The 16308-nt window shown below is 36.7% G+C and carries 15 protein-coding genes; 1 reads left to right on the top strand and 14 read right to left on the bottom strand.

The window, feature by feature from the left end:
• Positions 1-205: 205 nt before the first annotated feature.
• From recG to NKG37_RS16480, 5 genes are all read right to left on the bottom strand, one after another.
• Positions 206-2254, bottom strand: a complete 2049-nt coding sequence (gene recG / locus NKG37_RS16500; protein ID WP_254414967.1) for an ATP-dependent DNA helicase RecG — start codon at positions 2252-2254, stop codon at positions 206-208.
• The gene (sdaAA, locus tag NKG37_RS16495) at positions 2251-3138 is read right to left on the bottom strand and encodes an L-serine ammonia-lyase, iron-sulfur-dependent, subunit alpha (protein WP_254414966.1); all 888 of its coding nucleotides are present in this window, start codon (positions 3136-3138) and stop codon (positions 2251-2253) included. The genes recG and sdaAA overlap by 4 nt, the downstream gene beginning before the upstream one ends.
• 14 nt (positions 3139-3152) lie before the next feature.
• Positions 3153-3815 carry an L-serine ammonia-lyase, iron-sulfur-dependent subunit beta gene (gene sdaAB / locus NKG37_RS16490; protein ID WP_016201075.1) on the bottom strand — a complete coding sequence of 221 codons (663 nt, stop codon included), beginning with the start codon at positions 3813-3815 and terminating at the stop codon, positions 3153-3155.
• A 494-nt stretch (positions 3816-4309) separates the two neighbouring features.
• Positions 4310-5989, bottom strand: a complete 1680-nt coding sequence (locus NKG37_RS16485; RefSeq protein WP_016201073.1) for a DAK2 domain-containing protein — start codon at positions 5987-5989, stop codon at positions 4310-4312.
• Between the two features lie 16 nt (positions 5990-6005).
• A complete protein-coding gene (locus NKG37_RS16480) occupies positions 6006-6368 on the bottom strand; it encodes an Asp23/Gls24 family envelope stress response protein (RefSeq protein ID WP_016201072.1) in 363 nt (120 codons plus the stop codon).
• 382 nt (positions 6369-6750) lie between these two features.
• Here NKG37_RS16480 and rpmB point away from each other — a divergent pair, with 382 nt between their 5' ends.
• Complete coding sequence (gene rpmB / locus NKG37_RS16475; RefSeq protein ID WP_016201071.1) at positions 6751-6939, top strand: 50S ribosomal protein L28; 189 nt, start codon at positions 6751-6753, stop codon at positions 6937-6939.
• Between the two features lie 155 nt (positions 6940-7094).
• Here rpmB and spoVM read toward each other — a convergent pair whose 3' ends face one another.
• From spoVM to def, 9 genes are all read right to left on the bottom strand, one after another.
• Complete coding sequence (gene spoVM, locus NKG37_RS16470) at positions 7095-7175, bottom strand: stage V sporulation protein SpoVM (RefSeq protein ID WP_016201070.1); 81 nt, start codon at positions 7173-7175, stop codon at positions 7095-7097.
• Positions 7176-7263: 88 nt separating this feature from the next.
• Positions 7264-7908 carry a thiamine diphosphokinase gene (locus NKG37_RS16465; RefSeq protein WP_254414965.1) on the bottom strand — a complete coding sequence of 215 codons (645 nt, stop codon included), beginning with the start codon at positions 7906-7908 and terminating at the stop codon, positions 7264-7266.
• Positions 7909-8224: 316 nt separating this feature from the next.
• The gene (gene rsgA / locus NKG37_RS16460; RefSeq protein ID WP_101730038.1) at positions 8225-9106 is read right to left on the bottom strand and encodes a ribosome small subunit-dependent GTPase A; all 882 of its coding nucleotides are present in this window, start codon (positions 9104-9106) and stop codon (positions 8225-8227) included.
• A gap of 150 nt (positions 9107-9256) precedes the next feature.
• Positions 9257-11278: a Stk1 family PASTA domain-containing Ser/Thr kinase gene (gene pknB, locus NKG37_RS16455; protein ID WP_254414964.1), complete on the bottom strand. Its 2022-nt coding sequence runs from the start codon at positions 11276-11278 to the stop codon at positions 9257-9259.
• Positions 11275-12033: a Stp1/IreP family PP2C-type Ser/Thr phosphatase gene (locus NKG37_RS16450; protein ID WP_101730039.1), complete on the bottom strand. Its 759-nt coding sequence runs from the start codon at positions 12031-12033 to the stop codon at positions 11275-11277. The genes pknB and NKG37_RS16450 overlap by 4 nt, the downstream gene beginning before the upstream one ends.
• Positions 12034-12039: 6 nt before the next feature.
• Positions 12040-13137 (bottom strand): dual-specificity RNA methyltransferase RlmN, encoded by a 1098-nt coding sequence (gene rlmN, locus NKG37_RS16445; protein WP_254414963.1) that lies wholly within the window; start codon positions 13135-13137, stop codon positions 12040-12042.
• Entirely contained in the window at positions 13134-14486 is a 1353-nt protein-coding gene (gene rsmB / locus NKG37_RS16440; RefSeq protein ID WP_254414962.1) for a 16S rRNA (cytosine(967)-C(5))-methyltransferase RsmB, read from the bottom strand. Before rsmB ends, rlmN begins: the two co-directional genes overlap by 4 nt.
• Positions 14473-15432: a methionyl-tRNA formyltransferase gene (gene fmt, locus NKG37_RS16435; protein WP_254414961.1), complete on the bottom strand. Its 960-nt coding sequence runs from the start codon at positions 15430-15432 to the stop codon at positions 14473-14475. Before fmt ends, rsmB begins: the two co-directional genes overlap by 14 nt.
• A complete protein-coding gene (def, locus tag NKG37_RS16430) occupies positions 15425-15913 on the bottom strand; it encodes a peptide deformylase (protein ID WP_254414960.1) in 489 nt (162 codons plus the stop codon). Before def ends, fmt begins: the two co-directional genes overlap by 8 nt.
• Positions 15914-16308: the final 395 nt, after the last annotated feature.

Genomic DNA, 16308 nt, shown 5'->3' with positions numbered 1-16308 from the left:
GTACGCTTGCTTTCTATGGGGCGAGCGTACACTTCTTCAAACCAATCTTCAAATATGATTGCTCTTAATTTCATTCGAAATTAAGTATTTTTTAATAGCCTCACAATTGCCTGCTCAGTGTTTAAACTCCTATTTCCTTGTTTACCATCGAGAAGTATTGAAGGCTATCAATCAGCTTGTTATTTACTGGGAAATATAGTCGCGATTAGTCTAGTTTTTCTCCATTTAGGACACCTGTTTCCTTTAGCATATCTCTTAGGGCTTTGTAGTCGTCATTTTGCCAGAATGCGGCTGATTCGATTAGAATGGTTGCATCGTTTCTTGCCGTTTCTAAGATGCGGTAGTCGTGAATCATATCGCCCATTTTAAATTCAGGTAAACCACTTTGTTTTTTTCCGAAAAAGTCTCCTGGTCCTCTTAACTCTAGATCTTTCTCACTTAGAACGAATCCGTCGCTTGTTTCGGTCATGATTTTCATTCTTTCTTTTCCAACATCTGTTTTTGGGTCTGCGATTAAGACGCAATAAGATTGAGCGTCACCTCGCCCGACTCTTCCTCTAAGTTGATGGAGCTGTGATAATCCGAATCGTTCTGCATCATACACAAGCATAAACGTCGCATTTGGAACATTTACGCCTACTTCGACAACCGTTGTACTTACTAGAACTTGAATGTCATTTTGACTAAACTGTTTCATCATGTTGTCCTTCTCATCTGCATGAAGTTTCCCGTGCATCAGGCCAACCTGGTATCTTCCGTGAAAAAAGGTAGATAACATCGCATGGACATCAATCGCATTTTGAACATCCAGCTTTTCCGATTCTTCGATTAATGGACAAATAACATAGGCTTGTCTTCCTTGATGGAGTTCTTTTTCCATAAATTGAAGGATCCTTGTTAACATATCGTGCTTTACCCAATATGTTTCAATATTTTTTCGTCCTGCTGGCATTTCGTCAATGATACTAACATCCATTTCGCCAAAGACAGTAATGGCGAGCGTTCTTGGAATTGGGGTTGCTGTCATAAACAGAACGTCAGGATTTTCTCCCTTTTCCCTTAATACTCTTCTTTGCTCAACTCCAAAGCGATGCTGCTCATCTGTAATGACTAATCCTAGCGATTTAAATTCCACATCGTCTTGGATCAGTGCATGTGTGCCTATTAAAATATCTATTTTTCCTTCTTTTAATTGGACCAGCAATTCTTTTCGTTTTTTTCCTTTAACAGAGCTTGTTAACAACCCGCAAGTAACCCCGAATTTTGAAAAGATACTGTGGAGAGAATCCGCATGTTGCTCTGCAAGAATTTCTGTCGGCGCCATTAATGCACCTTGGTGACCAGAAAGGATAGATGCATATAAAACTATAGCAGCAACAATTGTTTTTCCAGATCCCACATCCCCTTGCAGCAACCGGTTCATTCGGACCTCTGCTTTCATATCTGTCAAGATTTCATTAACCACTCTTTTTTGAGCATTTGTCAAAGGAAAAGGAAGAGTTTCTATAAAGGCTGTTAGCTTTTCAAGGGAATACTGCTGACTTTTCCCACCGGAATGCTCTCTTTCGTATTTTCTTAACGCACTCATTTTCAGTTGAAACAAGAGGAATTCCTCATATACAAATCTTCTTCTTGCTTGGGTAAGATCCTCTCTCTTTTCAGGAAAATGAATAATTTGCAGTGCTTCCTTCCGTGGTAGCAATCGATACTTTGTTAGCATAGAAGACGGAAAGTTTTCTTCGATTAACTCTCCAAATTGACTTAATGCGGACGAAATATATTTACGTAAATTTTTGACCGTAATATTGCCCTTTACCGCATACACTGGTTCAAATAAATGCCCCTTTTGGTTACTGCCAATTTGCAAATGATTCGCCGTAATTGTTTGGCGATGCTGATCCCATTTTCCTGTTACTGTAATTAATTCTTGCACAGCTAATTTACTTTTTAAATAAGGCTGATTAAAAAATACGACCGTAATTAAGTATTGTTCTACTAATAGCTTTATCGTTAATCTAGATTTCTTTCTTCCATAAAAAATAAGGGATGGTTCGCTATGAACCTTCCCTTCTACCGTCACTTTTTCTTCATGCTTTATTTCTTCGAGGTTTTTCAGACGATAATCCTCATAGCGATAAGGAAAATATTCTAGCAAATCATTTATTTTGTATATATTCATTTCTTCTAATTGTTTTTTTGTTTCTGCTCCAACGCCTTTTATGTGATCGACGGATAGTTGTAATGTTTCATTCACTTGTTAGCGGCAGCGGCACTACCAAAGATTTCAGCTTCCAGTCTCCGACCAGTTGGTGTTGCTGCCAACCCTCCCCGTGCTGTTTCTTTAAGCGCCGTAGGCATTGCCTGACCAATTCGATACATACTATCAATTACTTCATCACAAGGAATACGACTTTTTATGCCTGCAAGCGCCATATCTGCAGCAATCATTGCATTCGCTGCTCCCATGGCGTTTCGTTTTACACATGGAACTTCGACTAAACCAGCAACTGGATCACAAACAAGACCTAGCATATTCTTTAGTGTAATTGCCATAGCGTGCGCTGATTGTTCAGGTGTTCCTCCTGCCATTTCTACAATCGCAGCTGCAGCCATCCCAGCAGCGGAGCCAACTTCCGCTTGGCATCCGCCAGCAGCACCAGAAATTGATGCGTTATTTGCAACCACGAACCCAAATGCACCTGAATTAAAAAGGAACGCAATCATCTGCTCTCTTGTTGGATTCAGTTTATTTTTCACAGCAAAAAGCGTACCAGGTACAACACCTGCAGATCCTGCTGTTGGTGTTGCGCAAATCATTCCCATTGCTGCATTTACTTCATTCGTTGCAACAGCTTTACTAACTGCATCTAAAATAATTTCTCCTGAAAGAAATTGACCTTTTTTAATATATTCTTGAAGTAAAACGGCATCTCCACCAGTCAATCCGGAATGGGATACTACTCCATTCAACCCTCTTTCCACCGCTTGCTCCATTACCTGCAAATTTGTTTCCATCTGTGCAAGTATTTCTGCTCTTGTTCTTCCTGTTACCTTCATTTCTTGTTCAATCATAATTTCGGAAATCGGTAAATTTCTAGTTGTTGCCATTTCTACCAATTCTGCTACATTACGGAACATATTTACCCCTCCCTTTATTCCACGATTGTTGTTACTTTTTCAATCGAATCTAACTGCTCAAGCTCTTTTAAAATCGCTTCTTCTATATTTTGATCGACCTCAATTGTCATTAAAGCCAATTTCCCTTTTTCTTTACGGCTTACTTCCATATGACCGATATTTATTTCATATTTAGCCAATACATTCGCAACCTTAGCAATAGCCCCGAATCGATCATTATGAACAACCAATATTGCAGGGTGATGACCAGAAAGCTTTAATTTAAACCCATTAAGTTCTGTGATTTCAATTTTTCCACCGCCAATAGAAATACCAACTAGCTCCATTTCACCTTTTTCGTCTCCTAAATGGATTTTAGCAGTATTTGGATGCTCTGGTATCGCTTCTTCTATATGGAATTTAACTTGGATTCCATGCTGTTCCGCTATTTCTAAGGACGCTTTAATTCGTTCATCAAATGTATCAAAATCAAGAATCCCTCCGATAATTGCCACATCCGTCCCATGCCCCTTATAGGTTTCAGCAAAGGAACCATAAAAATGAATATTTACCCATTTTGGCTCTCTTTCAAAAAGATTGCGTGCGACTCTTCCAATTCTCGCCGCACCTGCTGTGTGGGAACTGGACGGACCAATCATGACCGGACCAATAATATCAAAAACACTTTTATATTTCATGGATTTTTCTCCCCTTAAATACCCAAAATCAAATGATGGACGTCTTTCCGTAATACGGTGTTTCAATTCATTACACTATATAATATCATACTATATTAATATATGGTTCTAATTCTTATCGTTCTCTTTATTTTGCTGAATGGAAAATAAAGACTGTTATGTATGTTGCTTGATATGAAAAGTTAATATAGTTGGAGGGTGTTTGCTTTAGGGATTTTAGGGAGGGCTCCTTCTGTTACCTTAAGCGGCTTTTTCTTCCTTGCGCGGGCTTAGAGATCGCTTCTCTGTTACCTTAAACTCTTTTTTCTGCACTGCACGGGCTCAGAAATCCTCTGTTACCTTTTCGTTCAACCACTCACCTTCAAAGTAACAGACATACCTTCCCCAGCTCTCTTCTTCAAACAAAATTGCCCGTCCGTCCCGACCGTTCCACCTCCCCCAAAAAACAAAAAAGGGCATACCTCTCCTAAGGCACACCCTTTTTTAGCTAATGATTATTCGATTGAAAAGATGAAGGAATATAGTGGTTGCTTACCGTCATGAACTTCAACTTCCACATCTTCAAAATTTTCTTCAATAAAGGATACAAGCGTATCTACTTCTTCTTCCGTCGCTTCTTCTCCTTTGATTACCGTTACAATTTCAGAATCCTCATCAATCATAGATTGTAAAAGTTCTTGTGCAGATTCTGTTTTTTCTTTGCTTTTTACAACGATTTTTCCATCTGCAAGTCCCATAAAATCGCCTGTTTCAATCTCTAGCCCATCGATGCTTGTATCTCTGACCGCATACGTAATTTGACCTGTTTTTACATGTTCAAGCGCAGCTTTCATATTCTTCTCATTTGTTTCTAAATCACTAGAAGGATTGAAAGCAAGCAACGCTGACATTCCTTGAGGAACAGTTTTAGAAGAAATAACAACTACGTCTTGTTCTAATACTTCAGCTGCTTGTTCTGCTGCCATAATAATATTTTTATTATTTGGCAAAATAAAGACTTTTTTCGCGTTAATATGTTTCACTGCATTAACGATATCTTCTGTACTAGGATTCATCGTTTGGCCGCCCTCGATAACATAATGAGCACCGATGCTTCTAAAAAGATCTGCAATTCCGCTTCCCATAGAAACCGTTACAATCCCATACTCTTTTTGTTCTTCAACAGAATGAGCGCTAATTGCTTCCTCTTGTTCTGCTGAATCCACTAAGTTGCTATGCTGCTCGCGCATATTTTCAATCTTCATTTTTACTAAGTTACCGTACTTTTGACCAAATGATAAAACTTCACCTGGGTGATTAGAGTGAATGTGAATTTTCACAATCTCATCATCTGCAATAACAAGTAAAGAATCTCCGTATTTACTTAAAGCCTGTCTAAAGTCTTCTTCTGAAAACGGCTTGTTTCCTAATTTCTCCTGTTCTAAACGAACCATAAACTCTGTGCAATAGCCAAATTCAATATCTTCTGTATTGATATAACTATGAACATTTTTATGATGCTCTGCATTTACTAATTCGTTCATTGAAACAACGTTTTGAACAGCGTCAGGAAGTTTTTCACCTTTAAGCTCAGCAAGGAAGCCTTCATAGACAAATACTAATCCTTGCCCACCACTGTCCACAACACCTACTTCTTTTAAAACAGGTAATAGGTCAGGTGTTCTATTTAATGAAGCTTTCGCTTCTTTCACTGTATCTTCCATGATAACAATAATGTCGTCATTCGTTTCGGCAGATTGAACCGCTTTCTTTGCAGAATCCTTCGCAACTGTAAGAATCGTTCCCTCTACCGGTTTCATTACTGCTTTATATGCTGTTTCCACACCGAATTGTAAAGCTTGTGCAAATTCTTTTCCAGTTATTGTTTCCTTTTGCTCTATATGTTTTGAAAAGCCTCGAAATAATTGAGAAAGAATAACCCCAGAATTTCCTCTAGCTCCCATTAATAGCCCTCTAGATAATGAGGTTCCAACTTTACCGATATGCGATTGAATATTCTTTTGAACTTCCTTTGCACCTGAAGTCATCGATAAATTCATATTCGTTCCTGTATCTCCATCTGGCACTGGAAAAACATTTAACGCATCTACATATTTAGCATTAGAGGATAAATGGTTTGCTCCTTGGATTACCATTTCGGCAAATCGCTTTCCTTCTAAAACTGTAATTGACACTGTGTTTCCTCCTCTACTACGGGTTCGTCACACGAACTCCCTGAACGTAAATATTAACCGAGTCAACGGCAAGTCCAACTGTCTTATTGAGCGTGTATTTTACTTTTGATTGAACATTGTGCGCAACCTCGGAGATTTTCGTTCCGTAACTTACAATGATATACATATCAATATGTACTTCTTCTTCAACTTTTCGAACGATTACACCACGTGTAAAGTTATCTTTACGCAAAATATCTGTTAAACCGTCTTTAATTTGATTTTTCGACGCCATTCCAACGATACCGTAGCAGTCTACTGCTGCTCCACCTGCGATTGTAGCGATAACTTCTGTTGATATATCAATTTGTCCGAAATTCGTTTTTAGTTCAATGGACATGAGTTTTCCCCCTTTGGAATTGCTCCTTGACTACTGACATTTTACTATAACCAAAACTTTTTTGAAAGCTATAGTTAAAAAGCTTATCATTATTATATAACAAAATAATACTACTATTAAAGTATTGGCACAAATTCAGAAAACAACTACTTATTTTACTATTCCCATAAAGAGTTGGAATAAACGAATTTATATAGTGAGAAATACATGTCAAGGAAATTTTCTTGAAAGCTTTTAATCCAACTATTGCATTCATTTAAGTTGTATGATAAATTATTAAGGTATCTGTAACGAGGATTATTTAGCAGACTATAAGTAAATTGCTATCTATGACTTTTCAAACTCATTTTAATGGGTTTCTGTAATAAGGAGGGAAATATACATGCCACGTAAATGTGTTATAACTGGAAGAAAAACAACTACAGGTAATGCTCGTTCCCATGCTATGAACGCTAACAAACGTACTTGGGGAGCTAACCTTCAAAAGGTTCGTATTTTAGTAGATGGTAAACCTAAACGTGTTTGGGTTTCTGCTAGAGCATTAAGATCTGGTAAAGTAGAACGCGTTTAATCAGATCAATTGCAATAAAAAAGGACATGTCACATGTCCTTTTTTATTTTGTCTCCAAACAATCAGCCAAGCCGTATAAGTACAGTAAGTTCTCGAAATTTTCCGCCTTAAAGCGAAAGGTTGTCTTTACTAAAAAAATCCGCAGACTCTTTTTGTTAGTCCTTCTTAAAGGTTCCTAACATTGCTCGGACAAGTCCTCCTAAAAATTTCGGCAATTTAATGGTATAAAATCTCATGAATACTGTCCCTCCTTAATCAATAAACATCGCTAGCACTTACATATCCTATTCAGATAAAACAAATTAGTACCATCATTTATCAAATTTAATCACAACTTCTTATTACCATTAATATGCCTTCATCAAAGGAAAAAGTACCAGTTTCTCGAATTTGTTCATTACTAATGCATAATGTGCTGCTCGCAGGAAGATTTCTCCTTACTAAAGGGTATTTAAAACCTTCTAAAGTTAGACCTACAATCTTTGTACTAAAAGGAAAAAATGAAATATATTTATATTCACTCATTTTTTTCAAGGTGTAAGAGCCTGCTGGGACAACGGCTACGCTATTTTGCTTATCGATAATTTCCACTTTAACATCTTTATGATCTATAGCTTCTCTTAATAAGAGCTGAAGGTTTGCTATCGTATGATCGAGTCTTCCTCCTGTTGCTCCAAATAGTCGAATGAGTGTTGCTCCCTCTTTGATTGCCCACAGAAGAGCAAGCTCCATATCTGTTTCATCTTTTTCTGGTTTAAACCGCTTAATAATTCCTGTTTTTGCTTCTATGTTATGTAGTTCTTCTTCTGAAATAGAATCAAAATCACCAAAAGCAGCATAGGTCGGAATAGATTTTTCCATTAAATAAATAACGCCTCGATCTACGCCAATCCAACAAATATCTTTCGGATACTTGTCTAGATTAGGAATATACTGCTTAGGTCCACCAGCCATAATATGTACAATCATATTTCTCCTCCTCTTATTTCTTTTTCTATACAAAAATGCAGACTCTTTTTTATATGCCTATGTTTAAAACTAAACATAGCGCTATAGATAAAGAATCTGCTTTTAAAAGGTACATTCTAACTTAATTGAATTTGATTGTTTAAATGCTCTTTAGCTGTATTTTGATCCTGCAAAATGTTTTCTTTTGAATCGAAACAACCATTAAAAAACTAGGCTGGTTTCGTAAAGTTTGTGGTTATTCTCCGCAGCCGGAATACACTTCGCTTTCCGTGAGGCTCGCGCTAAGACAACAATCCTTTAGAAACCAGCAAAAAAACTAATACCGAGGTTTTCTATCTCTAATTTCTTGGAGAAAATCTTTGTAATGCTCATAACGATATAATGGGATTTCATTGTTTTCGACGGCTTCTTTAACTGCACATTTTGGTTCTGAAAGATGAAGACAGCCTCTAAATTTGCAGTTTTCGCTTGTTTTTTCTATTTCGGGAAAACAATAATTCAACTCTTCTGCTTCGATTTCCATAAACTCAAGGGAACTAAAACCTGGTGTATCGGCGATAAGACCGTCTCCGATTGAGATAAGCTCTACATGTCGAGTTGTATGCTTTCCTCTTCCTAAATGGGAAGAGATTTCATTTGTTTTTAGTTCTAAATCAGGTCTTATTACATTTAATAAAGAAGACTTTCCTACACCTGATTGTCCTGCAAATACTGATATTTTATCCTTAACATAAGGAAGTAACTGCTCTACTCCTAATTCTGTCTCAGAAGAGGTTAAAATAACAGGATATCCAATTGCCTCATATTGTGCTGCAAATTCTTTCATTTTTTCCGCCTCATGGCTACTCGCCAAATCCATTTTGGTAATACAGATGACTGGATCTATTCTGTTATATTCAATTAATACAAGAAAACGATCCAATAAAGCTGTACTAAACTCAGGCTCCACACTCGAAAATACAAGAATAGCCTGATCAACATTGGCAATTGGTGGTCTTACTAATTCATTTTTTCTTTCGCTTACTTCTAAAAGATAGCCATCTGTTTCGTTTTCCGCCTGAAAAACGACTTCATCCCCTACTAAAGGGGTAATCTTATTTTTTCGAAAAACCCCTCTTCCGCGGCATTGTATTAATTGACCCTCACTTAATACATAATAAAATCCACTTAATGCTTTAATGATTTTGCCTTTGGGCATAAATATAACGCTCCTTACTACTATAGCTCTCTTTTAAAAAGTTCTAGTATGTTTCAAATAACTATGTGAAAGAACAACAGTCTTTTAGAAAACCACATTCTAAAAAAGCATTCCCTTTCTTTCTAAATTCAAACCACATACGAACGTCTATTAGTTTGGATAAGGAACTTCCTCATCAAGGATGACAACACTGTCAATTTGCACTCGATAATAGCCTTTTTGTCCCTCGGGAATTTGAAGATAGATTGTCTTTTTGGTATTCTCCGTAATCGTAAACGTTTCAGCAGGTTCTGTCATACTATTATTAAAATCGCCAATATAAATTCTTACTGTTTGTTCTACAGGCTTTCCATCCGGAGTCATTTCGGTTGGCTCATACGGTATCGAAATTTCTTTCATTACTTCTTTCGGTTGGACTTCTTTCTTTCCTTTAGAAAGAACAACAGAAATTTCTGTTCCTTTTTTCAAGTTAGTTCGAGCCTCTGGAGATTGGGAAATAACAAGTCCTTTTTCTACGGAATCACTATACTCTTCCGTAAATTTTACGGTCAACCCAACAGCATCAACATAATCATTTACTTCTTTTTTCGTATAATCGGATAAATCTTTTATGCTAATTAACTCGACGCCTTTACTAATTGTAAACTCTAAAGATGTTTCACTTGGCACTACTTCCTCATTTGGATCAAAATTCTGTTCTAATATTGTTCCTGGTTCACTATCATCGAATACCTCTATTGGATCAATATCTTTAAAATCAAAGCCTTCTGATTCTAATAGCTTCACAACATCATCATATTTCCTGCCTACATAATCACTTAAAACAACTGTTTCTTTTCCAAGGCTTTCGTAAATGACAATTTCTGTTCCTTCTCTACGTGCGCTTCCTGCACTAGGGCTTGTTTTAATAACATGACCTTTTTCTACCTCATCGCTATTCAAAGTGATAGTATCTGACACTACAAATCCTTTATCCTCTAGCGCCGTCTTTGCTGCATCTACTTCAAGACCAGTAACATCAGGAACTACTATATCATCAGGAGCAAGTAAATCTGGTAGTACGAAAATAACTAGTCCCATTATCAAAATCAATGCAAGAAACGTCGAAATAATAATTGCCGCTATTTTTTTACCTTTTTTCTTTTCTTTTTTCTTTTCTTTTTTCTTTTTCTCTTTCTTTTCCGGCTTTTTCGGTTTTTCGTTTACCTGCTGTTTTGCCGGGACTTCTTTCTCATTTTTATGAACAATTGTTTCATCGAAATTTTTATATAAACCATCATTTGTAATAACCGGAATTGCTTTTGTAGCTTCGTCATCAACCGGTATCGAAAACTTGGATTCATCCATTCTTTCTTCATCAAGAGCAGTACGCAAATCCTCTGACATTTCTTCCATACTATTGTATCGATAAAAAGGATCTTTTGCAGTAGCTTTTAAGACGATGTTTTCCACACTTTGTGGAATTACTTCATTCCATCTTCTGACACTAGGTGTTTCGGATTGTAAATGCTTTAACGCAATGGAAACAGCGGATTCTCCTGAAAAAGGAAGTCTCCCTGTCAATAATTCGAACATCACAATCCCAAGTGAATAAATATCTGATTTTTTATTCGCCATCCCCCCACGTGCCTGCTCCGGAGATAAATAATGAACTGAACCCAGTACAGAATTTGTTTGGGTAATACTTGTCGCACTCAATGCCATTGCAATTCCAAAATCCGTTACTTTTACATTCCCATCTTTATCTATTAAAATATTATGCGGTTTAATATCCCGATGAATTATATTATTTTGATGAGCATGTGCAATTGCCGAGGTTATTTGTTGCATAATTGCAATAACTGTTTCTACAGAAAGCGGTGAATGTTTATGTATATACTGCTTTAATGTATCGCCTTCCACATATTCCATAACAATATAATAGATGTCTCCTTCTTCCCCAACATCATAAATATTGACAATATTCGGATGAGCTAAGCTTGTTGCTGATTGTGCTTCGCGATGAAATCGTTTAATAAATTCTTCATCATTAACATAATCGAGTCTTAGCATTTTAACAGCTACATCGCGATCAAGAATCATATCATGCGCAAGATAGACGTTTGCCATTCCACCTCCGCCAACCATATCTAAAACCTTATAACGACCACTTATTCTTTTACCAATCATCATTGCACTTCACCTGCTTGATGACCATCCCCATGCTCTAATATAACAACCGTGATATTATCTTCTCCGCCATTTATATTAGCAGTTTCAATTAATGTGGAAGCTTGTTCCTCAAGTGTATTCTCTTTTTCAAGGATTTCTTTAATTTGTTGATCTGTTACTTTATTCGATAACCCATCTGAACAAATAAATATGATGTCTCCTTCTTCAAATACAATAGTCATCACATCAATATCTAATTGAGCATCTGTTCCAAGCGCTCGTAAAACGACATTTTTTCGTGGATGGTGCTCAGCAGCTTCTTTGGAAATCTGCCCCATACGAACTAATTCATTTACTAAGGAATGATCTTCTGTAATTTGTTTAAAGCCATCTTCGTTATAAAGATAGCATCTGCTGTCTCCAACGTGTGCGATCGTAGCAAAATTTTCTGTACTAATCACACCAATTATCGTCGTCCCCATACCTTCACATTCTGGATGTGTAGATGCATAATCAAAGACATACTGATTTACTTTTAAAATATTCGCTTTTAACCAGTTTTCTGCTTCATCTGCTGTTTTCATTTCCTCTACCATGTTCCAAAGTTCTGTCAGTTTTTCAACAGTAAGTGAGCTTGCAACATCACCAGCACGGTGTCCGCCCATGCCATCTGCTACGATGGCAAGGCGTTGACCGCTTTTATTTCTTATAATCGCTCCACTATCCTCATTATGTTGTCTAACTTTCCCCTTATCAGTCATAAAAATTTGACTCAAAGGTGATCACCTCGTCTCTTCTTTTCTCTCCTTCGCACGAAGCTGTCCACATGCAGCATCGATATCTGAACCTTGCTCACGACGGATTGTAACATTTACTCCATGTTTCTTTAACGTTTTTTCAAATAAAAAGATTTGATCTTTCGGTGTTCTTACATAATCTCTTTCTGGTACATAGTTTACAGGAATTAAGTTGACATGACACTTTATTCCTTTGACAAGCTCTGCTAGCTCTTCTGCATGTTCTACTTGATCATTTACATTTCCAAACAAACCATATTCAAAGCTCACTCTTCTTCCTGTTTTATCAACATAATAACGGATTGCTTCGATTAGTTCAGGCAGTTTATAAGCTCTGTTGATTGGCATTAGTCTACTTCTTAACTCCGTGTTAGGCGCATGAAGGGAAACAGCAAAATTAATTTGCATTTTTTGATCAGCAAATTCATAAATTTTTGGGATAATTCCACTAGTAGATACCGTGATATGTCTTGCTCCAATATTTAATGCTTGTTCATGATTAATAATTTTTAGGAAACTTAACATATTATTAAAGTTATCAAATGGTTCCCCAATTCCCATGATTACGACCGAACTAACACGCTCGTCCATTTCATCTAATGCCTGTTGTACTTTTACGACTTGAGCAACGATTTCTCCTGCTTCTAAGTTTCTTTTTAATCCACCTAAAGTAGAAGCACAAAATGTACAGCCAATTCTACAGCCTACTTGTGTTGTTACACATACAGAGTTACCATAATCATGGCGCATTAAAACTGTTTCAATAGAGTAACCGTCATGTAATTCAAATAGAAATTTAATTGTTCCATCATTAGATGTTTGCTGAATAAGTGTGTTTAATGTCGTAATTGTAAAATGCTCTTGTAGCAATAGTCGTAAATTTTTCGATAAGTTGGACATATCTTCAAAAGAGGTTACTCTCTTTTTATAAAGCCATTCAAAAATTTGGTCGGCACGAAATGCCTTTTCATTATGTTCTGTTAACCAATCCTTTAATTCTTGCAACTGCATCGAGTAAATCGATGGAATCGTTGGTTCTTCTTTTTGTCTTCTTCTTGATGATGTTTTTACTTGTTCCATCATTGCACCTTCTTTCTTAATGCTGCAATATAAAAGCCATCTGACCCAAAATATTGCGGTAAAATCTGTAGCTCATTTCCTGTTGTATATTGTTGTAAATCTAATGGTAATCGTTCAGCAAGTGTTAAGTCTCTTTCAAACTGGACATTCTCTGCCAAAAACTTTTCAACGACTTCTTCGTTTTCTGCTTTATCTATCGTACATGTACTATATACTAACAATCCACCTTTTTTTAAAAGAGAGGAAACAGAAGTTAATAGATCTAATTGGATTTTCTGTAGTCGATCAACGTCTGCTTCTGTTTTCGTATATTTCATGTCTGGTTTTCTTCTTATGACGCCAAAGCCTGAACATGGGGCATCAAGCAGAATGCGGTCAAAGCTTTCTGCTTCAAGCGTACTGTCTAACTTTCTTGAATCCATTGCTTTCGTTTCAATCGTTGGTAAATCTAAGCGATCAGCATTTTGCTTAATTAGCTTTACTTTATGCTCATGTAGATCGATCGAAAGGACTTTCCCTTCCTTGTTCATCTTTTCAGCAATATGCGTCGATTTACCGCCTGGTGCAGCACAAGCATCCAATACCGAATAAGGCTTGTCTACATCTAAAGCATAGGCAACAATCATCGAGCTTTCATCCTGAATGGTTAAATATCCTTTTTCAAAAACTGTCGAGTGCGCTACATTCCCTCGGAGAATTTTTATACCTTCTGGAATTACGGCACTTACTTCTACTTGGAAGCCTTCTTCTATTAAGAGCGCTAAGCATTCATCGACAGAGATTTTCGTTGTATTTACCCTTGCTGTTTGCGTTGGTGCTGTTAAGTTGATTTCGCACATTTTCCTTGCTTCTTCTAAGCTAAGCTGCTCAACCCATCTTTTGACAAGCCAATGAGGATGGCTTGTTTCAATCGAAAGTCTTTCTATACCGTCTTGAATCTCATTAAAAGACGGTAAACCTTGTCTAAGCATATTTCGCAATACCGCATTTACAAAACCACTAATTCCCTTATGGCCTCTTTTTTTAGCAATTTCAACCGCTTCGTTTATTGCAGCATGATCTGGAATACGATCCAAATAAACAATCTGATAAACAGTCATTTGCAGGAGAATATAAACCCATTCTTCTATTTTCTTTCCTTTATTAAGGAAAGGACGAAGAAAATATTCAAGAGCCATTTTTCGTTGCAACGTTCCATAAACGATTTCTGTTAACAAACCGATATCTTTAGTTGGAATCTCATTTTTTTTAATCGTTGTATTTAATAATAGATTACTGTACGCTTGATTTTTTTGAATACTTTCCAGGATATCTAATGCTGCTTCCCGTACATTTTTTCTAGTTTTCTTCATTTGTAACTCCTAGTATTTCATTTACTTGCATTTTGCTGCCTGCACCTCGTAAAAATTGACCAATATCCATTTTCTTCTTTCCTGCTGGCTGCACTTCTGTTAATTGAATATACGTATCATTTCCAGTAGCAATAACCGGTCCTTGTTCCGTAATTTCTACAATCTTTCCAGGAACAGCCTCAATTTTTTTAGCAACTTTCTTTCCAGCCCATACTTTCATCACATTCCCTTGATAAAGGGTGAAGGCTACCGGCCATGGATTTAAGCCACGAATTTTGTTATAAATTTCTTCTCCTGAAGCAGACCAATCGATTTTTTCATCCGAACGTTTCAAGTTTGGCGCAAATGTAGCCTCCTCATCATTTTGAGGAATCGACGTAATTTCTCCTGCTAACAGTTTAGGCAAAGTTGCCGATAATAAATCACTTCCGACACTACTTAATTTATCGTGAAGTGTTCCAACTGTATCTTCTTCCGTAATTTCTACTTCTGCTACGGAAATAATATCACCGGCATCTAATTTCTCTGCCATATACATAATCGTAATACCTGTTTTTTCTTTTCCCTGGAGAATACTATAATGAATTGGTGCTCCACCTCTTAATTCTGGAAGTAATGAAGCATGCACATTTACACATCCAAATTTCGGTGCATCCAATAGTTCTTTCGGTAGAATTTGACCAAAAGCAGCCGTTACGATAATATCTGGGTTAAGCGAGATAATTGTTTTCAGCTCTTCTGATTGGCGAATTTTCTCTGGTTGATAGACTGGAATATTATGTTTTAGAGCTTCCACCTTTACTGGAGGGGGAGTGAGTACTTTTTTTCTGCCAACAGGTCTATCCGGCTGTGTAACTACCGCAATTACATCATACTTTTCTTCTATTAATCTTTGTAATACTGGAACGGAAAAATCAGGCGTTCCCATAAATACTACTTTAGTCATTTGTTTCCACTCCTTCTAGCTCATCTTCCTCTAGATAACGAATCACTTTTGAAGTAAAAAGTACTCCATCTAAGTGATCCATTTCATGTAAAATAGCACGCGCTAAATATTCTTCTGCTTCTATTATATATTTTTTCCCTTTTCTATTTCGAGCCTCTACTTTTATGGAAAAAGGTCTTTCGACATCTCCAAATAATCCTGGAAAGCTTAAACACCCTTCAGGTCCTACTTGCGAGCCGTTTATTTCTAATAGTCTTGGGTTAATTAATTCCAGTGTACCCATTTCGTCATCAATATCTACTACTGCAATTTGTTTTGAGATACCGATTTGCGGAGCGGCAAGTCCTACTCCATCAAATTCAATCATTGTCTCATACATATCATTTAATAGTTTTGCTAACTTTTTATCAAAGACTGTAACTTCCTCGCACGGTGTTTCTAATACCGGATCTGGAAACATTACAATTTGTTTTACTGCCACATTATTTCCTCCAAACGTTAAGAGCGATAGCCGGTTAAATTTGTATTTTAACGAAGGCTACTTTTTAATTATTGTTCCTATTATTTAAATAAAGTTCGTCCAAACAGCCTATACTAAAACTCATTCTTTTGTATTTTATCAAACCCTGATACAAAATAGCTATGTATTCCTTTTGGAAATTAATAAGTTCGTTAATTATATTTGGGTTAACAAAATAAAAACCCATGTCAGGAAACTCAGGATAACTTTAAACCATCCATCATTTTCGCTGTCATGAGCCTTGAACATTTTAACATATTACTATCCAAAAAGAAAGGAACGGTTCCCCGTTGATTGAGTCAAGTTTTTGTGGGAGTTTTTTTAGCTCCCTTTTTTATAAAGTAAAACCTCTAAGT

Source organism: Niallia sp. RD1 (assembly GCF_024219955.1).
GTDB classification, from domain to species: Bacteria; Bacillota; Bacilli; order Bacillales; family Cytobacillaceae; genus Niallia; species Niallia alba.
This window is presented reverse-complemented; position numbering and strand designations above follow the sequence as displayed.